This window comes from Streptomyces flavofungini (genome assembly GCF_014650815.1).
GTDB classification, from domain to species: domain Bacteria; phylum Actinomycetota; class Actinomycetes; order Streptomycetales; family Streptomycetaceae; genus Streptomyces; species Streptomyces flavofungini.
This window is the reverse complement of the sequence record NZ_BMVR01000017.1, coordinates 108682-128015: the sequence shown is the minus strand read 5'-3', so window position 1 is coordinate 128015 and position 19334 is coordinate 108682. Positions and strand designations below refer to the sequence as shown.

At 69.6% G+C, this 19334-nt stretch carries 21 protein-coding genes and 2 pseudogenes; 12 read left to right on the top strand and 11 right to left on the bottom strand.

Annotated elements, in window-relative coordinates:
* The first annotated feature begins 186 nt into the window (after positions 1–186).
* The 7 genes from IE274_RS33730 to IE274_RS33700 all read left to right on the top strand — a co-directional run bounded on the left by IE274_RS33730 (position 187) and on the right by IE274_RS33700 (position 6028).
* Positions 187–1089, top strand: a complete 903-nt coding sequence (locus tag IE274_RS33730) for a LysR family transcriptional regulator (protein WP_190119745.1) — start codon at positions 187–189, stop codon at positions 1087–1089.
* 377 nt (positions 1090–1466) lie between these two features.
* A complete protein-coding gene (locus tag IE274_RS33725; protein WP_190119744.1) occupies positions 1467–2330 on the top strand; it encodes a hypothetical protein in 864 nt (287 codons plus the stop codon).
* Between the two features lie 435 nt (positions 2331–2765).
* Positions 2766–3392, top strand: a complete 627-nt coding sequence (locus IE274_RS33720) for a DUF2589 domain-containing protein (RefSeq protein WP_190119743.1) — start codon at positions 2766–2768, stop codon at positions 3390–3392.
* Positions 3393–3408: 16 nt separating this feature from the next.
* Positions 3409–4122, top strand: a complete 714-nt coding sequence (locus tag IE274_RS33715) for a hypothetical protein (RefSeq protein WP_190119742.1) — start codon at positions 3409–3411, stop codon at positions 4120–4122.
* Between the two features lie 3 nt (positions 4123–4125).
* A complete protein-coding gene (locus IE274_RS33710; protein WP_190119741.1) occupies positions 4126–4674 on the top strand; it encodes a DUF2589 domain-containing protein in 549 nt (182 codons plus the stop codon).
* Positions 4671–5309: a hypothetical protein gene (locus IE274_RS33705; RefSeq protein WP_190119740.1), complete on the top strand. Its 639-nt coding sequence runs from the start codon at positions 4671–4673 to the stop codon at positions 5307–5309. Before IE274_RS33710 ends, IE274_RS33705 begins: the two co-directional genes overlap by 4 nt.
* On the top strand, positions 5306–6028 hold the full coding sequence (locus tag IE274_RS33700; protein ID WP_190119739.1) for a peptidoglycan-binding domain-containing protein: 723 nt from the start codon (positions 5306–5308) through the stop codon (positions 6026–6028). The genes IE274_RS33705 and IE274_RS33700 overlap by 4 nt, the downstream gene beginning before the upstream one ends.
* 167 nt (positions 6029–6195) lie before the next feature.
* Here IE274_RS33700 and IE274_RS33695 read toward each other — a convergent pair whose 3' ends face one another.
* Positions 6196–7311: a hypothetical protein gene (locus IE274_RS33695; RefSeq protein WP_190119738.1), complete on the bottom strand. Its 1116-nt coding sequence runs from the start codon at positions 7309–7311 to the stop codon at positions 6196–6198.
* A gap of 269 nt (positions 7312–7580) precedes the next feature.
* Positions 7581–8072, bottom strand: coding sequence for a DUF6086 family protein (locus IE274_RS33690; RefSeq protein WP_190119737.1), 492 nt, complete (start codon positions 8070–8072; stop codon positions 7581–7583).
* A gap of 41 nt (positions 8073–8113) precedes the next feature.
* On the opposite strand from IE274_RS33690, the gene IE274_RS40135 reads away from it, so the two are divergent.
* Positions 8114–8248 carry a hypothetical protein gene (locus IE274_RS40135; RefSeq protein WP_268255599.1) on the top strand — a complete coding sequence of 45 codons (135 nt, stop codon included), beginning with the start codon at positions 8114–8116 and terminating at the stop codon, positions 8246–8248.
* 608 nt (positions 8249–8856) lie between these two features.
* Here IE274_RS40135 and IE274_RS33685 read toward each other — a convergent pair.
* Positions 8857–9474: a DUF7691 family protein gene (locus IE274_RS33685; protein ID WP_190119736.1), complete on the bottom strand. Its 618-nt coding sequence runs from the start codon at positions 9472–9474 to the stop codon at positions 8857–8859.
* 158 nt (positions 9475–9632) lie between these two features.
* The gene (locus tag IE274_RS33680) at positions 9633–10043 is read right to left on the bottom strand and encodes a winged helix-turn-helix transcriptional regulator (protein ID WP_190119735.1); all 411 of its coding nucleotides are present in this window, start codon (positions 10041–10043) and stop codon (positions 9633–9635) included.
* A 100-nt stretch (positions 10044–10143) separates the two neighbouring features.
* Between IE274_RS33680 and IE274_RS33675 the strand changes: the two genes are divergently transcribed.
* A complete protein-coding gene (locus IE274_RS33675) occupies positions 10144–11001 on the top strand; it encodes an alpha/beta fold hydrolase (RefSeq protein WP_190119734.1) in 858 nt (285 codons plus the stop codon).
* A 101-nt stretch (positions 11002–11102) separates the two neighbouring features.
* On the opposite strand, the pseudogene IE274_RS33670 reads toward IE274_RS33675, so the two are convergent.
* From IE274_RS33670 to IE274_RS33660, 3 genes and pseudogenes are all read right to left on the bottom strand, one after another.
* Positions 11103–11291: pseudogene (locus tag IE274_RS33670) on the bottom strand (IS5/IS1182 family transposase); the annotation flags it as partial.
* A gap of 79 nt (positions 11292–11370) precedes the next feature.
* On the bottom strand, positions 11371–12252 hold the full coding sequence (locus IE274_RS33665; protein ID WP_190119733.1) for a GNAT family N-acetyltransferase: 882 nt from the start codon (positions 12250–12252) through the stop codon (positions 11371–11373).
* A 78-nt stretch (positions 12253–12330) separates the two neighbouring features.
* Complete coding sequence (locus IE274_RS33660) at positions 12331–13260, bottom strand: VOC family protein (RefSeq protein ID WP_229909979.1); 930 nt, start codon at positions 13258–13260, stop codon at positions 12331–12333.
* Between the two features lie 365 nt (positions 13261–13625).
* On the opposite strand from IE274_RS33660, the gene IE274_RS33655 reads away from it, so the two are divergent.
* Positions 13626–14255: a TetR/AcrR family transcriptional regulator gene (locus IE274_RS33655; RefSeq protein WP_190119800.1), complete on the top strand. Its 630-nt coding sequence runs from the start codon at positions 13626–13628 to the stop codon at positions 14253–14255.
* Between the two features lie 438 nt (positions 14256–14693).
* Here the strand turns inward: IE274_RS33655 and IE274_RS33650 are convergent, their stop codons facing one another.
* The 3 genes and pseudogenes from IE274_RS33650 to IE274_RS33640 all read right to left on the bottom strand — a co-directional run bounded on the left by IE274_RS33650 (position 14694) and on the right by IE274_RS33640 (position 16447).
* The gene (locus IE274_RS33650; RefSeq protein ID WP_190119732.1) at positions 14694–15257 is read right to left on the bottom strand and encodes a DinB family protein; all 564 of its coding nucleotides are present in this window, start codon (positions 15255–15257) and stop codon (positions 14694–14696) included.
* 37 nt (positions 15258–15294) lie between these two features.
* Positions 15295–15478: pseudogene (locus IE274_RS33645) on the bottom strand (transposase); the annotation flags it as partial.
* A 102-nt stretch (positions 15479–15580) separates the two neighbouring features.
* Complete coding sequence (locus tag IE274_RS33640; protein WP_190119731.1) at positions 15581–16447, bottom strand: GNAT family N-acetyltransferase; 867 nt, start codon at positions 16445–16447, stop codon at positions 15581–15583.
* Positions 16448–16718: 271 nt separating this feature from the next.
* On the opposite strand from IE274_RS33640, the gene IE274_RS33635 reads away from it, so the two are divergent.
* Positions 16719–17570: a class I SAM-dependent methyltransferase gene (locus tag IE274_RS33635; protein WP_190119730.1), complete on the top strand. Its 852-nt coding sequence runs from the start codon at positions 16719–16721 to the stop codon at positions 17568–17570.
* A gap of 322 nt (positions 17571–17892) precedes the next feature.
* Here the strand turns inward: IE274_RS33635 and IE274_RS33630 are convergent, their stop codons facing one another.
* Positions 17893–18366: a carboxymuconolactone decarboxylase family protein gene (locus IE274_RS33630; RefSeq protein ID WP_190119729.1), complete on the bottom strand. Its 474-nt coding sequence runs from the start codon at positions 18364–18366 to the stop codon at positions 17893–17895.
* 188 nt (positions 18367–18554) lie between these two features.
* Between IE274_RS33630 and IE274_RS33625 the strand changes: the two genes are divergently transcribed.
* The gene (locus IE274_RS33625; protein ID WP_190119728.1) at positions 18555–19133 is read left to right on the top strand and encodes a sigma factor-like helix-turn-helix DNA-binding protein; all 579 of its coding nucleotides are present in this window, start codon (positions 18555–18557) and stop codon (positions 19131–19133) included.
* Positions 19134–19334: the final 201 nt, after the last annotated feature.

Genomic DNA, 19334 nt, shown 5'->3' with positions numbered 1-19334 from the left:
AAACCTCCTGTGTTCGGCCGGACACGTCCGACTTCGAATTGACACGCAGATCGATCGGTCCCGGCGACCACTACTGCGGTCAGTTGAATCGTCATATGCGCAGGTTAGGGCTTGATCTGCGGCCGAGGGAAAGACCGGTACGGGATAGACTCAGAACGGATCGTTATCAATCGGCAGGGAGGGTACGTGGCGCCGGATACGGTGAGCCTGCGGTACTTCCTGGTACTGGCGCAGGAGTTGAACTTCACCCGCGCGGCCGCACGGATCGGTATCGCACAGCCCGCACTCAGCGCCCGGATGCGCCGATTGGAGACGGAACTCGGTACGGCCCTGCTGGTCCGCAACACGCGTAGCGTCGTACTGACCACGGCCGGTGCGGCTTTGGCGGAGTCCGCGCCGCCCGCGCTGGCGGCGCTGGACCGGGCATGGGACACCGCCCGGAGCGCGGCGGCCGGTGAACTGGGCACGCTGCGCATCGGATACAGCCTCAGCGCCGGGGCCGAGACGGCACCGGCCCTGGTGGACAGGCTGATTCGCGGCAACAGCGGACTCCAGGTCGGCGCGGTCCCGATGGCGACACCGGAGATCTCCCCCGCGGTCGCCGACGGCCGCATCGATGCCGGGATCACCCGCGGTGAACAGCCGGGCCGTGGCGTGCGCCGGTTCCTGCTGCGGCGTGCGCGCATCGGGGTCCAGCTGGCGCAGCACCATCCGCTGGCCGAACAGACGGAGATCGAGATCGCCGACGCGGCCGCGTATCCGCTGCGACTCCCGGACCGTGCGGCCAACCCCGTGATCCACGATCAGCTGTCCGCACTGTTCCGAGACACCCGACCACACCCCCGATTCCACACGCCCGCAGTCTCTTTCGACATGTCTCAGCGCGACCTGCGCGACGGGGTCACCCTCGCCCCGGCCGGAGAAGCCGCGGCCACGGCACAACCGGCCGGTCTCACCTGGCGACCGCTACGGGGCGCGCCCAGCCTCACGATCCACCTGGTCCTCCCACGCGAGCAGTCACCGCTGCACCGCCGCATCCGTGCCGTCGCCAAAACCCTGGCGCACGAGCTGCACTGGCTGCCGGACTGACGCGCAAGAGGTCAAGCGAGACAGACACCTGCGGTGGCGAGATCGCTCCCCCGAGGCCGGGTTCGAGACAAGCGATCCGCGATCCGGCTTACCAAGTCCCGTTGTCCGGAGGACGGTTGCGCCGCTGATGCTGACGTGCGTCGGCGCGCGGCAGCACTCGGCGATGGTCATCAGCGATCCCTACTCGCTCTCCAACCGGGCATGGATGGCACCCAGTAGCGCACAGGTCTCCATGCTTCGGGCAGCCCCGAAACACCTTCCGGCGGCGCGTGAGCGCGAGGAGCATCACCCCCCGGGCAGCATGCAGGGCTCCGCAGCACCGAGCTGTGCGTACGCCCGCTGCTCGGACGGGACGACAGCGACCGAGGGGGATTTCGATGGGAAAGAACCGCGCGGCCACAATCGGCTTCGCCTCACTGCTTCTGGCGGCAGGCGCACTGACCGCGACCGGCGGCTCCGCTGCCGGGCAGCCTGCGGCGCCCGAGCCGCGAAACAGCTGCGATGACGAAGGCTTCGACTGGGGCAGCGACAAGCTCTATCCCGGTGAGGAGAAGTACAACCCGGAAGTCGTGGACTCCAAGCTGCAGATGTGGCAGTGGCACTACATGCGGGAGGACACTTACGGCGTCCTGACCGCCGGTGGGCCCCATGTGAGGTTCTACATCGAGGACAAGAAGAGCGGCCAGAAGTGCTGGGGCAAGAAGGAATCCGAAGAGTGGGGCGAGGAGATCGAGACAGGGGTCCTGGACAACCGCAACACCTCCATCCGGGGATGCATCGTGGACCCCGATGAACGGAAGTGCGGGGCCTGGCTGCGCGAGGACGCCGGCGGCCACCGGCAGAACGGCACAGGCCGCGGAAAGATCGACAACTACCCGGACCTCCACCTCAAGGCCAAGGCCAACTACGACGACCACGAATACCCCGGCGCCGGACCCGACGTCCCCGGAACCACCGTGAAGGTCGGCAACCACACCAAAGCGGTCATGCGCATCCGCATGGACGAAGGCGAGGCCATCAAGACCTTCGGATTCGTCCGCACCTCCCGCAAGGACACGGAAATCGCGCTGGTCAGCGACAAGTACGGGTTCGCCGACTGGATGAAGGTCGACGCGTTGGCGGACGGCGGCTACGCGGCACGCACCGGCATCCTCTACAACAAGCACGACCAACTCATGGTCTGCGTCCGCCGGATCTCCAACCCCTCGCCCACGCACTGCGGGAACTGGAACCGCGCCTGACCTTGCGCCACCCATACCCGTGTGCGGGAGTGATCAGACGACGGCGTCCCCCCAGGAAGACGGATCGTTCCTCTGTATGCGCACGTGCGGGGCGGGGAACAACCTTGATCGTGATGGCCGGCGCGTCCTGAGCCCAGGGGCCGTGGATGGAGCGTTCACCCGACCCCGTCATGTGCTCGGTCAGGTAGGGGGAGCTCTCCGTCAGGCCCTCTGGCTCGATCTTGGCTGTGACGAGGACGGTGCGGCAACGGCACCGGCTCTGCGGAGCCGCTCGCCCGGGTCTGCTCGCACGCGTTACGCCAGATGCATCGAACAGTTCCAGCGCAGTACTTCTGTTTGACCGGGGAGGCGCTCGGTCCGCCTTGACGGCGGTCGCCCCCAGTCCTTGCATGGACCGTGCCCACTCGGGCGGTACCGCAGAGCAGGGGGATTGCCATGTCACGCGCGGTCGAAGAACTCCAGCAAATTCCCTTCTCCCAGCTCATCGGCGCCCCTTTGAAGGCCGCCGTCGAGGCCCAGGCGCTCGCGGCGCAGTCAACGATCGAGTTCATCCACAAAGTCGGTTTCAAGCAGCCGGCCTTCGGAGATGACGATCAGGACCTGGTCTTCACCGACGTCGACAAGGACGCGGACGCCGGCGAACTGCGGTCGGTGACCTTCAGCTATACGAAGAAGGGCGAGAACGAGGCTCCCGAGCAGTTCTCGCTGACGGTGCCCTTCCTGGCGATCACCCCGATCCCCTACATCAGGATCGATGAGATAACCATCGACTTCAACGCCAAGCTGACCGACTCGGTCGAGCGGAAGACGAGTTCGGCGTTCAAGCTCGACTCGCAGGTCAAAGGCAGCTACAGCTCCTTCTGGAGCCCGATCAAGATGGAAGCCCGCGTGTCGGCGACGTACAACCAGAAGTCGAGCAGCACCGAACGGCAGCAGCGCGAGTACGCGATGCAGATCCACGTCCGGGCCACCCAGGACGAGATGCCTGCGGGTCTCTCCCGCATGCTCGACATCCTCGAACAGGCCATCCAGGAGCAGCCGAAGCCCGAGGCTCCGGCGTAGCTGCGGGAGGCGGGGAGTGCCCAGGCTGGGAGAAGTGCTCGGGGGTCTGCTCACCGACGTGCTGCGGGCGCGGTTGGCCGCCGACGCGCTCACCGCACAGGCTCTGGAGGCGTACCGCGAGGACCCGGTGCTGGCGTCGTTCTCCGTGCCGCGGGTGGCCGTGGCGGACCTGACGGTGCGGCTTCGGTTTCTGGTCACAGGAGTCGAGGTGCCCGAACCATCGCGGCCGGACCGGGTCCGGGCGAGCCGGGTGTGGAACGCCATCGTCCGGGACCAGGTGCTGCCGCGGCTGAGCACCAGCCATCCGGACGCCGGACTGGACGAGGTGGTCCGGCTGCTTCAGGACGCGGTGCGCAGGAACCCGGTCGGTGTCGGTGAGCGCGAGCTGGACCGTGCGGTGGACGGCGACACCGCCCCGCTGGTCGACTCGACGCTGGTGCAGGTGGCCGAGCAGGTGGACGGCCTCCCGCCCGCGGCACGGGCACGGCTCGCCAGAATCCGCTGGGAGGAGGAGGTGCAGCGTGAGCTCGCCCTGCGGGCAGGCCCGTTCGCCGAGCGGGTACGTCAATGGGCTGCGGCTGAGCAGGCGTTGCGCTCCCGTGTGGAGGTCGAGGTGAGTGCGGACCGGCTGCAGGAGCGGGCTGCGGAGACGCTGCAGCAGGTCGAACTGACCGTCGCGCTGGCCGACGTCGAGGAGTTCGTCGATCTCGCCACTCGAACGGAGCCCTGAGACATGCCCATTCGCGACCTGACCTCCCTCGGACTGGACCAGCTTCTCGGCGCCCTGCTCGCGGCGGTTGTCAACGGCCAGCGCGAGGCGACGGCGAGCACGCTGGCGCTGGTCGAACAGATAGGCCTGCTCCGCGGCGACGACGGCGAGGAGCGCTTCCGTACCGTGAGCGTCCGGTACACCAGGCTCGACGAGAACCAGCAGCCCGCCGAGTTCGTCCTGGAGGTGCCGCTGCTGGCCCTGGTGGCGATCCCGACACTGACCGTGCGCAGTTCCAAGGTGTCCTTCCGCTACGACATCACGGAGACGACGGTCGAGAAGCCGGCCGACGGCGAGCGGGGTGTGCGGCAGCCGCTGGGCGGCCTGGCACCGCAGCAGGTGATCCTCAAGGGCTTCGTCCCCCGGACCCGGACGACCCGGGAGACCCGGGAGACAGCGGGCATCGAGGTGGAGGTCACGGTGGAGAGCACACAACTGCCGCTCGGCCTTGAACGACTGCTCGATCTGACGGAACTCACAGCCGCGCGGCCCGCGGAGGATGAGCGGTCATGACAGGGCCGGTGCACCAGGACCACGTCGTAGAGAGCACGGATGCGGCGACACAGGCCCTCGATCATCTGGAGCGGGCGCTGGAAGCGGCCGGTTTCCCCGGGGGCAGGAGCGCCTATCGGCGTATGGCCGAGGTGCTGCTCGCGCAGCGGTGGTCGACGGATGCGCCCCTCGACCCGCGGGCGCTGGCCGACTTCGAGCAGATCGCGCTGACTGCGGGGCGGATCTACGCGATGCTCCAGCCGTACGTCGAGGTGATGCGGAGCCTTGCCTCGCTCGCCCCTGATGCGCCGGGCAGCCCCGGAACCCGTCCGGCCGACCCGGCCATGAGGGCGCCCGGCCCCACGGGACGCCGCGCGGCTCCGGTCGGCCCCACCGGCCCCGGTCTGCCCGCGACCGAAGCGGTCCGCGCGGCCGTTCTCGCCGAGCTGCAGCGCCGCGGCCGCCGGGCGGCCTCCGTGTCCGTGCTGGCCCGCACGGCGCGCAGCAGCATCGAGGCGGCGGAGGCGGTGCTGGCCGGGCTCGTCGGCGACGGCACCGTCCAGGTGCGCACGGTCGGCAGCGAGTGCCGCTACCTCCTCACCGCACCCCGGCCGACCCGGCGCACCGCACCCCGAACCGCCCGAGGCACCCGATGACGACAACTGCCCCTTCCCTCTCCGCGACGGTCGGCGCCGGGGGGACCAACACCCCCGATGACGTGCGCGTCGTGCAGGACCTGCTCAACCGCGCCGCGGACGCGGGGCTGGCCGTGGACGGTGTGTGCGGACCGGACACGCGCCAGGCCATCACCACGTATCAGGCGGCCTTCCTGCGTACCCCGGACGGACGGGTGGACCCCGGCGGCCAAACCCTGCGGCGGCTCGCGGCCGAGGTGCGCGACCAGAAGAGGTCACCCCGCAGCGACCCCGCGACTGCCGCCGGACCAGCCGACGGCCTCCGCCTCTCCCCATTCCCGGGCCACGGCAACGGCCACTACGCGTACTCCGCCCCGGAGCGCCAGTACGGCACCGACACCATGCTGCAACTGCTGACGTCCACGGCTGCCGCCCTGCACAGGGTGGGACTCGAGTTCGGCGCCGGCGACATCAGTTTCCAGCAGGGCGGCCAGATGCCCCCGCACACCACTCACCGCGCCGGCCGGCACGTCGACCTGCGCCCGCTTCGGACCGACAATGCCCGCGGCCCCGTGTCCCTCGGCGACTCCCGCTACAGCCGGGAGGGCACCCGCACCCTGGTCGAAGCCCTCCTCGCCCAGGGGTCGGTCCGCAGAATCCTGTTCAATGACGCGGAGGTCACCGGCGTACGCCACTTCGCCGGCCACGACAATCACCTGCACGTCGAACTCGGCCAGTAGCCCAGACCCAGCGGGTGACCACCCCCGGGAGGGCGCGCGCCCAGCGGCCGTGAACACCTCACGAAAATCTTGCCCGATCCGAGCATGGACAGCAGATGTTCGCCTCTTCGGGAGGTACGAGGGTCCGGCGCCGTTCGCCTGCCGGTCGACCAGAAGATGTCGGCCGATCAGAAGATGTCGGCCGATCTGTCCTGCGTGAGGTTCTCGAGGATCGTGCGCATCCACGGGCTGCGAACGGCCGGTAGCCGGACCAAGGTGTGCTGGAACGTTCTCCGGTCCACCCTGAACAGGTAGTTGGGGCGCGGCGGGAGCGGGTCGTCGCGGAGGACGTCTTGAGGTATGCCGCCCGACGCGGGAACCGGCAAGTACAGCTGGGGAGAGACCAGCCACCGCCACACCCCCAGCGGCAGGGGCACCGGGTATGCCGCTGCAGCCGGGCCGGTGGGAGCCCAGGTCTGACCCGTCTGGGGATGGACCGGTACGAGGAGGATGTCAACGCCCGCGTCGGGGGCGGGTTCTCCCGGTCCAGCCAGGACGGCGCGCCGCGTTGGCGGGCCTGCGGGCAGCAGGGCGTCGAGCGCGCGTTGGAATACGTCCGTGGTCAGACCGTCGGGGACCTTGACCGGCTGCCCTTCGGCGGCCACTAGCAGGTGGGCGAGCGCCTGTCCGGCTGCCGCCTCCCACTGCGGACTCCACGACCAGTAGTAGCTGGACCCAACCCGTCCTCCCCATGTGGCAATCGGCTCGAGCGGGGGCGTGCTCTCCCCCTTCTCCGCCAGCTCCGCCAGCTCCGCCCAGGAGAACGGCGCGGCGTGGACACCGTCGACGAGAACGCGGCGCACGGCGTCTGAGCTGAGCCGCGCCGCCTGCCAGAGTGAGCAGTCGTCGACCCTGGTGGCCACGGGCAGGCCGCATGCCTCGCAGGCCATGTTGGGCCCGTCGGCCCCGTCGAGGCCACAGCAGGCACCGCCGCGCTTCTCGGGGATCAGCCGGGTTCCGCGAATATCTCCGGGCGCGATGACAATCGCCCCGGGCGTGCTGTCGGACAGGGCGTGGACCGGCGCGTAGATGCCGCGCGCCTCCGCCTCGCCCGGATCGATCTCGTCCCACATCCGCCACGGCCCTCCCCAGGGGGCCGGGTCCACGGCAAACGTCCCTGACTCCATGAGCACCGGAAGCTGGACTCCGTTCCCGTACGTCTGACGGGCGTGGGCCGGAAGGGCGACCTGGGACAAGGGGACGGTCAGCTCGGCATCACACCGCGCACAAACGAAAACGAACAAAAGCCCCTCCGTATGGGAAACAGCTGCATCGTCGCAGCTCGGCGGCGGTCCGCCAACGTGTTTTCTCATCCGTCAGGGAGAAGTCGTCTCGCCGCTGGCGGCCCAGCAGTGCGTCAGCATCTCCGTGGGCCATCGCGGTTCCTGGATCTCGCCACGAGGCCCCATCGCTGTGGTGGAGGGAACGAGGTCGCAGATCGGCGTGCCGTCTACCGTGTCGCTCAGACCGGCTCAGACCGGCTCAGACCGGCTCGGCCAGGCGACTGCTCTGGTCAGCGGGGCATGCGCCGTCCCAGCTCCCACGCCTTCTCGCACAGACCCGCAGCCCAGGCTGCGCCTTCCGCAGGGGCGGACATCCCATCGACGGTGGAGACCTGCACGTCTTCGAGTGCGGCTTCCGGGGCAGCTCCGTGCCGTGCCCAGTCCACCTTGATCGCGGCGCGTTCTGCAAGAACGAGAACGGTGGCCATGAAGCCCTCGGAGAGCGCGAGCCAGATGGCGTGACTCGTTCTTCGGTGCTTCGCCAGGAGGGCGTTGACGAAGGTCTCGAAGGTATCGGGGCTGATCTGGCACTCGTCGTTCTCCATCGGCCCGATGCCGGACGGGAGCTCCAACTCCGCTTCGAAGACCGCCACCTGGCGTCGGAACATGCGGGAAGCTCCATTGGATGGGTTCCACAGCGTCTCGTCGCCGATGTCGAAGTACTGGCTCACCGCGGCACCTTGCAGATGGTCATGACAGGCCAGCGTATCCAGCCGGATCATTGCCGTCGTCAGCGCTACGTCTTGGCCAGCGCCGGTGGCCGATGAGGGCCGCGGCTGTACGGCACGACGCGGGCCGCCCCGCTCTGTACGACTACGGCATGACAGTCGAGGACGGCGCCACCCAGTACCTGTGGGCACACGACGCCATCAACCGCCCACGATGGCCCTTCACCTGAACAACTCCCCCAGCAGCACCGCGTCCCCCGTGGCATCACCGACGTCGTAGGCCCTGCTCACCCAGCCTGAGCAGAAGTGTTCAGCCCAGCACGAATCCGGCTCTGGTCCCACCCGTCCGTGGGTCCGCCGACCGGGCGACTGCGCCCCACGGCCGCACCCGTCAGTGGAAGACGTCGACTCGCCGCCGCCACGGCGTCCTCGTCACCGCCCACGCCGCACGGCCGTGAACGTCGTCGCGTGCGGCGTGGGCGGTGACCGCGGCCGGGAACTTCTCGGCGGCCGAGCGCCAGGAAGCGGACCTACGTCGGGACCGGGCAGGCAGCAAGGGGCACATCATCATCGCGACGGCGGCAGCGCCCAGCACGATCGACGCCGTGCCCGCGGCTGCTGCCGTACCGTCACCTGACCTCTCGACCCGGCTTTCTGCTCAACGCTCATGCTCCGGATGCTGGACAGCAGGTACCGCGCGCCGCTTGGGCGCGCACCTAGATCGTCCTGCGTAGCCCGCAGTCGGCGATCACAGCACTGGTCGCCCTGAGGCGGTCCGAGCGGCCGGGGCCCGGCTCAGCCGGGCATCACGCCGCTGCGCGGAGCGCTGCACCCGTGCTCACGACTGGAAACCGATCACGCCGTAGCCCGGGCGCTGGGCGGCGGAGATGATCCAGGCCGCGCAGTCCTCCACCGCGCGGGCCACAGCGGGATCCGCGGGCGGGACGCGCTGCGCACGCTCGGCCTCCCGCAGCTGCTCCAGGGCCTTGCGGCACTGCTCGTGGGTCCACTCCCCGCAGCCGGGAAACTCCGCCGGCCACGGCAGGTCCCCCGGCAGCCCGTCGCTCATGCCGAAGTCCTCGACCGACACCGCGCTCACCCCGAGTTCGCGCAGGGCCTCGTCCACCATTCCCAGCCAACCCCAGCGGAACGGGGAGAACGAGCTGTTGTCCAGCCGCCCCCCGGTCAGCGAGACCAGCCGCCGGTAGGCGTAGGCGTACTGGAACGCCTCGTGTGATCCGCCCTTGGGGAACGGGCCACCGTGCACCACCGCCCGCAGGGCCTCATACGCGGTCGGCACACCCTGCGCGATCTCGGAGGAGAACCAGTCGTCGTCACGCGCCAGATCGCCACCGAACTCGTCCCGGATCACCTGCAGCAGCTGCTCGTCACCGGACCCGACCAGACCCCGGGCCGCCGACACATCCACGAGAAACACGCTCAACGAAAGACTCATGCAAGCGACCGTATCCACCACCACTGACACCGCTTGACCTGAGCCGGTGGTCGGCGGCCGCCGTCACCCCGATGAGAACCCATGAGCCGTGGCCAGGGCAGTTAGCTTGTTCTTCTCGAGTACCCGAGCGACCAGTACTGGACGCGGAACCGGCCTGCCTATCCCTCATCGGCCTCCTCGTCGTTGGCTTCGTTGGCGCGGTCGATCTCAGCCATGTGCTCCTCCGCCCAGGTCCGCAGCCCAGCGAGCGCGGTTTCCAGGGACAGTCCGAGTCCGGTGAGTCGGTAGAAGACCCGTGGCGGCACGGTCGGTTCGACTCGGCGCGACACCAGCCCGTCGCGGGTCAGGCTTCGCAGCGTCACGGACAGCATCTTCTGCGAGATGCCGGGCATCCGGCGTCTCAGCTCCGCGAAACGCACCTCGTCCGGTGCGGCATCGGCGAGCGCTTTGACGGCCATGGACGTCCACTTCGTACCGATGCGGTCCAGCAACTGCCGCGTCGGGCACCGGGGATCGAACAGATCACCGCGTACCCCACGATCGGCGCCCCGGCCTCCTGGGGTGGTCACCTGTGGCTCACCACCTTCCCTGAAAGTGCCGTCTAGGAAGCGACCGGACAGTTACCTATCGTTTGATGGTCACCAATAGTAACCAGTTGGAGGAGCCGTCATGCCCGCCACCACCGCACACCAACTGCGCCGCATCGCGACGAACGGCGTACAGCTCAACGTCGCAATCGCCGGGGACGGACCTGCGGTACTTCTGCTGCACGGCTTCCCGCACACCTGGCGACTCTGGAGCGGCATCATGGGGCAACTGGCCAGGCAGTACCGGGTCATCGCCCCGGACCTGCGAGGCTTCGGTGCCAGTACACGAGCCGTCGAGGGTTACGACGCAGGCACCCTCGCCGCCGACGCCGAAGGGCTGCTCGACGCACTCGACGAGCCCTCCGCAGCAGTGGTCGGCATCGACGCGGGCACCGCCCCCGCCGTCCTGCTCGCGCTGCGCCGACCCGGCCTCGTCCGGCGCCTGGTCGTGATGGAAGCACTGCTCGGCCGCCTGCCCGGAGCAGAACCCATCGTCGCGGGCGGCGCCCCGTGGTGGTTCGGATTCCATGCCGTCCCCGACCTCGCCGAGACCGTCCTGGCCGGCAACGAGGCCCCGTACATGGACTTCTTCCTCGACTCGGGGACGCTCGGGCGAGGAGTACCCGACGACATCCGCGCGGCCTTCGTCCACGCGTACACCGGGAGCGAGGCCCTGCGCTGCGCGTTCTCCTATTACCGGGCCCTGCCCACCAGCGCACAGCAGCTCCAGGACGCCGCCGCGACGGCTCGGCTGACCATGCCCACCATGGCCGTCGGCTCTCACCCCGTCGGCACCGGACTCGAACGCCAACTCCGTCCCATCGCCGATGACCTGGTCGGACACCATCTCCAGGACTGCGGCCACATCATCCCCCTCGACCGCCCCGACGCATTGTTCGCGCTCCTTGCTCCCTTCCTCGCCGCCGATCTGCCGAAGTGAGCCGACGCGGGGCCGAAGGATCACGGTCGCCGGCCCGGACGTTCATCCGAGCAGTGAGGTGTCCAGGACCGCCGGATCAGGCTGCGCACGGTGATGACTGTGTCGGCGAGGTCACGTCCGGCGGCCTCCCCGCCTGCAGGTGCCTTGGTGATCGGTCCGTCCACGGCGATCTGGTCAAGGACGAGGCCGACGATCCGGTCGTAGGAACCCAGCGCGAGCTGCTCAAGCCGGGCAAAGACGCCCAGTCGTACCCACTCGTCGCGTCGACTGCGGATCGTGGTGGCCGAGCAGGCGCCTGCGGGCGGGCCGGGCCTCCAGTGGTACGGGCCTGAGCCCGGCAAGGGGAAAGCCCTTGCCAGGAAGGCTCGCCTACAGGTCCAGCTGGTACTCGTGGGCCGCGTGTGTCGGGAGGTAGCCGAGTTCGTCGTTGACGCGGCGCATGTGCGGGTTGTTGTCGGCGGTGTCGGTCAGCAGGCCGCCGAGGTGGGGGTGGCGTTCGCGGGCCGTGACGATCGAGGCGGCCTTCATCCAGCGGGCGAGGCCGTGGCCGCGGTGTTCGGGCAGGACGGCCGTGCCGTAGTGCTGGGCGTCGCCCGTGCCGTCGCCGGGGACGACCAACTCGGTGAAGCCGGTGATGGTGGCGTCCGAAGCGTCGACGGCCGCCACGGTGTGGAGGATGTCACCTCGCGCGGAGACGGCGTCCGCCGCCGCCCGTATCCGGTCGACATCCCAGACCACCGTGCCGTAGTCGACGGCCCCCATGGGCATGTCGTCCATGGCCCGACGTGACGCCGCGTACGTATCGGCGAGTTCGTCGGGCACCCTCCCCTCCCACGCCGTCAGCCGGTAGCCGGGGTGCGGCTTCTCGGCGACGGCGGTGAGTGCGGGCAGGTCCGCGTCGGCCAGCGGCAACCGGGCGTACGTGAGGGTCAGCGCCACACGGAAGCCTCCGGCGGCGAGGAAGGCGGCGCCCGGTGATTCGCCCGGGGCCTGGGCCACGACGGCTCTCCGGCCGTCCTCGCGGGCGGCTGCGACGGCCGCTTCGAGCAGCAAGGTGCCCGCCCCCGCGCGCCGTTCGGCCGCGTGGACCTGGACATCCAGTTCGGCGAGGTGGCGCTGGCCCTCCTTGGCGAACAGGCGCAGGAAGGCGTACCCGGCGGGGCTGCCGTCGGGGCCCGCGGCCAGCCACGCCAGGCGGCGGGCCGCGGAGGTCTCTTCGGGGTCGGTCAGGGCGGTGATGCGTAGGGGCAAGTCATCTCCGTCAGAGAGGGATCGAATGGGGAGGGGCTGCGTGGGGCTGTGGGTGAGGTGCGCCCTGCGTCGGGGCCGTTACTGAGCCCAGGGCAGGACTCGGGTGCCCTCCGTGCCGGGTACGGACGCCACGCCGTCCGCGCGCATGGCCACGTGGGCCTCGGCCGCCTCCGGAGCGTGGACCTGGCGGAGCACGTCCGGCGGGAGAACGAAGGTCTGGCCCGCCGAGATCTTTTCGGTGCGGCCGTCACACGTGACGTCGAGGGCGCCTGCGGTCACCGTCCAGACCTGCTCACGGTTGATGACGTGCTCGGGGCCGGTCTGGCCCGCCTCCATCGCGACGGTCCAGGTGCTGAGTTGCTCGCTGCCGCGGCTGGGGGCGGCCAGGCCGGTCATGCGGGCGTTCGGGGACTCGGTGACGTTCTCGGCGGTGGGCGTGATGACGTGCATGGCGGGCTGTTCCTCCGTCTGTATGGGTCCCTCCGGCTGTACGGGCTCTTCGAGCTGCGCGGGTGCTTCGTCGAGGGCGGGCTCGTCACCCTGCGTGGGCTCTTCCTGCGCGGCCCACTCGACAAACTGGACTACCACGCCGTTCGGGTCGGTCAGTTGGAACAGCCGCTCACCCCAGGGCTCTTCGCGCAGCGGCATCGTGATCGGGGCGCCGGCCTCGCGCAGGCGCCGCTCCTCGGCCTCGATGCCGGTGACGGTGAGCGCGAAGATCAGGCCCGTGGCCTGCTGGTCGCGCTGCTCGGGCGGGAGCACCTCGCTGCCGCGCTGGAGCAGCACGATGTCGGCGGCGGCGTCCCCGCGGGTCAGGGACGCGAAGCCGTCGGCGGCCATGGCGACCTGGTAGCCGAGGTGGGTGTGGAAGAACTCACGCGAGGCGGCGACGTCGGCGACGGTCAGGGACACGGTGGAGGCGGTGACGTTCAGGGCAACTCCTGGAAGAAGGTCGGGGGTGGCAAGTACGGGTGCGGCAGGCGTCTCGGGCGTGTGAGCGGTCGTCATCGGTTGCCTCGACGGCCGGGTCCGCGCTGGTGGCGAGCGAGCGGGACAGGGCGATTCGTCGCAGCGGCGCGTACGGGCTGGTGAGACACATGGCCGAGCCCGGGGCGTCCGTGCTCCGTCCCGTCAGGACCGGGGCGGAGCGTGGTGTTGAGCGTGTCCGCGAGGCCGAGTGCCGTGCGGTCCGGCGCGGGAAGGGCGTCCGCGAACTCGGTGGCGATGGTGGTGCCGACGAGGTACGTGAGCTGGCGCAAAGGCAGGTCCGTTCACTGAGGCGATTTTTGCAACGGACGTAACTTTAGGTCCGCCCCCTCAGTTCGTCAAGCATATTTTTATGTTGGATGTAAGATTCCCTCATGACTACCGAGATGGGGCTCCGTGAGTCCAAGAAGCAGGAGACCAGGCAGCTGATCTCCGACTGCGCCACCAGGCTCTTCATCAAGCAGGGCTTCGAGCAGACCACCATTGCCGAGATCGCCGCCGCGGCCCGCGTGGCCAAGAAGACGGTCACCAACTACTTCGCCCGCAAGGAAGACCTGGCCCTCGACCACCACGAGGCGTTCACCGGGGGCCTGGCCCGGGCCGTCATCGAGCGCGAGCCCGGCGTGGAGCCGCTCACCGCCGTGGGCCGGACCTTCCGCGCCGCCCTCCTCGACCACAGCCCCGTCGTCGGCTTCACCGGCATCGCGTTCGCCCGCATGATCGCCGACAGCCCCACCCTCACCGCCCGGCTGCGCGAACTGCACGACCAGCGCGAGGAGGCACTCGCCGCGGCGCTGACCGCCACCGCCCCCGACTCCGCCCCGCCCATCGCACCCCTGTCCGGTGCCGCCCTGATCGCCGCGGCGGACCGGCTGCTCTTCCGGCGCATCCAGGAACTCACCCTCGCCGGCCACACCGACGACGAGATCGAGGCCACGCTCCTCCCGGAGGCCGACCACCTCCGCGCTCTCCTCGCCGCTGCCCTCGCCAACGACCCCACGGCCATGACCTGGTGAATGGCGTGGCGACGGCGGCAGTCGTAGGGCGCTGATCAGGCTGGCACCCCAGCTGTGCAGCCGTTCTCCCGAGCCGCGTGTTCCGGGCTCGCCGACCGCGAGACGGCGTGGACGGCCCCGGCCGATACCGGGGCCGCCGCGTAGCAGTCCGCGTCAGTGGCCGATGTCCGTGCCGAAGCGGGGAAGCAGGACGCGGGGCGAAGCAGTCGCCCATCTCCAGCAGGTCCGCGCTAGCTTCGTCCACCTCGGGCGCGTGCACTGACTCGTGAAGTACTGACTCCCCCCATCCGGTTCGGGAGTTCTGTCGCTTCATGGAAGATCCCAGTCACGGAGTCCACGTAGGTTTCCGAAGCTCGATCGCCGGTCGCCGGTCGCCGGTCGCCGGTTGCCGGTTGCCGGTTGCCGGTTGCCGGTTGCCGGTTGCCGGTTGCCGGAAAGTCATATGGGGCGCGGTACGGCTCCGTCCTGCCAGCGGTAGAGGTCGCGCAGCAGGGAAATCTCGGCGCCGTGATGGATCAGCTCCCTGTTGACGTGCAGGACCCTGTTCTCCATGGGAAACGGCTCGGGACCCGTCTTGGGCGGATTCTCCAGGTCAGCGTCCGAGAGTTCGCGGACCCCCGTGTTCCATCTCCCATACATCTCATCGAGCTGTTTCAGCGCCTCGTCAGCGGTCCCCGCGTAGGCGAATGTCTCGGATTCGATGTCCTGGCCGTCGAAGTACCATCCGACCCGATAGCCCAGGCACGAGACGATGATGTGCGCCAGCCGCCAGGCAATCGTGGTCACCGGCGCCGGCACCGGGCCAGGGGACGCGAAGTCCATCGTCCACTCCCCCGAACCCTCCGACATCGGTGCGGCCGACGTGCCACGTGGGCGGATGCTCCAGCAGCCACGCACCGGCTCCCAGAAGTACTCCTCGTCGGTAAGACCGTCCAGCCCCGGCCGCAGGTTCTTGCGCCAGTACCAGTCGAGCTGGTCCGCGATTCGCTCGCTTCTTGTCATTTCCGCACACTACATACAACGGACACCGCTCATGTCAGGTCTTCCACGGCCCATACCGCTCCGGCAGATCCCGCCACGGCGCACCCGTGCGTACCTTCCACAAGAGCCCGTTCGATGCCCTGGCGATGATCCCGCTACCAGCCACGACGCGCGTTGGAGCGCGGCAACAGCGGCATGACCCGCGCCCAGGCAGCATCGGTCAATCCGCCACGACGCACCATCCGACCATCGTCGAACCCCGGCCTACCCCATGTCCTCAAAGGGCGTTCGGCCCCAGCCGGGGTCAGCGACGCGGCCTGTCCGATACCGCCGTCTGATCAGTCTCAGGCGGCTCGGCTGACGTCCAGCCGTTCGGACGAAGGCTCGTATCCAGCCGCCCTGTAGGTGGCGACGGCGGCAGCGTTCGAGCTCGGGGTGCTGACGAGTGCGCTTGATGCACCCAGTTCACGCAGCGCCGCCGCAGCGGCGACGCTGATCGCCGTCCCGTGGCCGCGACCGCGATGGTCGGCGTGCACGCCGACCGGCTCCAGCAGGCCGGGCTTGCCGGGCCCGGCCGACCAGACCGTCGCCGCGGCCACCGCGTTGTCCTGGTCGTCGTAGCCGATCAGGCAGCGGGCGTCGGCGTAGACCGGCCCGGCCGCGAGGACGTGCCAGATCTCCTCGGTGAACCTCGGGCTGCCGAACGCCGAACGGTGCACCGCGGTCCGCACCCCCGCCGTCTCCGGACCGGCTACCTCGATCCGCAGGCCGGAGTCCTGCACCGGCTCGGCGAGGTCGCGGCGCAGCGGCGTCCACGGCTCGTCCAGATTCCAGCCCGCCGCCAGGAGGACCTCGCGGAGCAGGGCGCCGTCGGGGATTTCGAGGCCGACCTTCCCGGGCGGCAGGACCCCGCGCTCCGGATCATTGAGGTCCGCCAGCAACTGGCGCGCCAGCTCACCGTCCTGACGCAGGTCCGGCGCGGTCGTCAGGCGCAGCACATCAGGGCCGTCCAGGTATCCGACGGCAATGATCCGTCCGTCCGCGCTCCAGGTGCGGACGTCCGCGGCCAGCCTCTCCGCGCCCAGCGCCCAGGCCCAGCCGAGGTCTCCCGGATGGAGTTGCAGCGGCGTGCGGTCCTCCTGCCATGCGCGAAGGGCAGCCACGGCCCCGGTCAGCCCGTCGACACCGGGCTCGTTCAGAACGATCATCATGTCCCGCATCTCACACCATCGCTGCGCCCGGCGGCACCTGGTTTTACTCAGCCCGTCAGATCGACAGGACACACCCTGGGCGCCTGCGCACTTCGTCTGATCGTTGGCCAGCAACAGTGGACCCTTGCGCCAATGCGTGCCACATACATATCTTGCCGATGTATCAGTTCGATACATCGTGCCGATAGGTTGCGCCACCCGGGCCCTGCCAACCCCCCTTGGCCGCCCGCGAGTTGCGCACCTGGCACGGACTGCTGCCAAAGGAGCTGCGATGGGGCGGACGGACGACGGCACGGAGCAAGACCAGGACTGCGTACGAGGCCGCGTGGTCACCGAGCAGGAGCGGCGGCAGGACGAGCGGCTGCTTCATAGCTCGTCGTTCGGTGCGGCGGCGGTTGCCTACGACGAACATCGCCCGGACTACGCGCAGGACGCGGTGCGTTGGGCCCTCGGGCACGCTCCCGGGCTGCGTGTGCTCGACCTGGGTGCCGGGACCGGCAAGCTCACCGCCTCGCTTGTCGCGTGGGGTGCCGATGTCGTCGCGGTCGAGCCCGACGCTGCGATGCTGGCCGAGTTGCGCCGCGCGCTGCCGGATGTCCGTGCGCTCGCGGGTAGCGCCGAGGCGATACCGCTGCCGGACGGTTCCGTTGATGCCGTGCTGTCGGGCAATGCCATGCACTGGTTCGACATGGACGTCGCGGGGGCCGAGATCGCCAGGGTGCTCGCGCCCGGCGGGGTTCTGGCGGGGCTGTGGAACGTCTTCGACGACCGGGTCGACTGGGTGGACGGACTCGCGCGGGTCGGCGGGAGCGCGGCCATCGGACCGCGTGACGTACCCACCAGTTGGCGTACCGAGACTGCCGACATGCACCTTCCCAAGGCGGGCGGGGCCGCCTGGTTCGGATCGCCGGAACAGGACGAGTTCCCGCACGGGCAGAGGCGTACCGCCGATTCCCTGGTCGCGACCCTCGCGACGAAGGCGGGGATGCTGGTCATGCCGGAGCAGGAACGCGAGGCCGCGTTGGGCCGGATGCGTGCCTACCTCGCGAGTCGGCCGGAGACCGCCGAGGGTGTGTTCACCCTCCCGATGCTGACCTGCGGGCTGCGCGTCCGGCGGCTGTGACCTCGTGCGGGCTTGCGCCCGCTCGACCTTGACGCGGATGTCGTACCGGCCGACGTATGCGGCGTCGACGGGGGCATGCGCGACGGGCCCTCGCGTGCGAAGAGCGACGCCAAACGGTCGTCGTCGTGCGTTGCCATCCTTGTGTCGGTGAACTCGCCGTGCAGCGCGCGGATTTCGACGTGGTCGGTGCGGCAGCCCGGATGCCGGTCGCCGGTCTCCGTCCTGGTCCGATGGCCGGGCGCCGAAGACTCGGCGTCCGGCCATCGTTGTCCCCGTCCGGTGCGGCCCGTCCGTCAGCGGTGATCGGGGGGGGCTGCCCCGGCTACCCGAACTGGCCGGGCTGGTAGTCGCCTGCGGGCTGCTGGATGATGACGTTCAAACGGTTGAGGGCGTTCAGGAGCGTGATGGCCGATACCAGGGCGACGAGTTGGTCCTCGTCGTAGTGCTTGGCGGCGTTCGCCCAGACCTCGTCGCTGACGCCGCCCGCGGCGTCCGCGATGCGGGTGCCCTGTTCGGCCAGTTCCAGGGCGGCGCGCTCGGGGTCGGTGAAGACGGTGGCCTCTCGCCAGGTCGCGACGAGGTTGATGCGCACCGGGGTCTCCCCGGCGTGGGCGGCGTCCTTGGTGTGCATGTCGGCGCAGAAACCGCAGCCGTTGATCTGGCTGATGCGCAGGGCCATCAGTTCCATCGTGGCCTTCGGCACCGAGGTGGCCAGGAGGGCCTGGCCCGCCGACGCGAGGTACTTCACGTGCTTGGCGCCGATCGGGTTGCTGTGGAAGTCGAGGCGGGCGTTCATAGTGATCTCCCCTTCGTGCTTGGCCCCTCCCCCGTGGGGAGGCGGCAGCTGTTCGCGGGATCGCGTGCGTCCCTGCACGGCCGACGAGACAGGCCTGCGGAATGTGAGGCCGACGAGCAAGGTCACATTCCGCAGGGCCGTCTCGTCGTACTCGTGACAGCACCTCAGGCAAGGGAGGCAGAGGAACCATGAACGTGCGGTCCGAGCCGGTGAACAGCCCAGTCGATCCAGGCCTGAGCGTGATCATGAGTGAGCGGTGTCAGCTGATCGGCCTGGCGTACCGGCTCCTCAGCTCGCTGGCGGACGCGGAGGATGTGGCTCACGAGACGTACGCCCGTTGGTACGCCATGTCCCCCGCACAACAGCAGGCCGTCGATCCCCCTGGCGCCTGGCTGACGAAGGGCGCCGACCTCATGTGCCCCGACGCGCCGGGCGCGGCCAAGGCTCGGCGCGAGCGTTACGACGAATGCATCCCTGAGCCGATACCCGGCCACGCCGACGGGACCGGTGGGCGGTTATCGAGCCGCAGCGCCGACCCGGCCGACCGCGTCACCCTGAGCGAGTCGATCACCATGTCCTTCCTCGTCGTGCTCGAATCGATGCCCCCGGCCGAACGTGTCGCGTTCATGCTCCACGACGTCTTCCAGTACCCCTATGCGGAAATCGCCGACATCGTCGGCCGCACTCCCGCCGCCTGCCGCCAGTTCGCCGCCTCTGCCCGCCGCCGCATTCGCACCTCCTACGGCCCCACGACCCGGTCGACTTAGCGCGCCGACATCGCCAAGGACGTCAAGCGGGCCTGGGAGGCCAAAGACATCGAAGCCGCCACATGACTGCCCCCACTGCCCTGAACGGGCGTGGGGGTACCCCGGCTGCACACGCGGATCGCACACGCCGAACGCCGCTCCCCCCTTCACGGAGATCCGTCAGAAGGCCCCTAGCGCTTGCCTCGGAGTCCGGCGTATTTC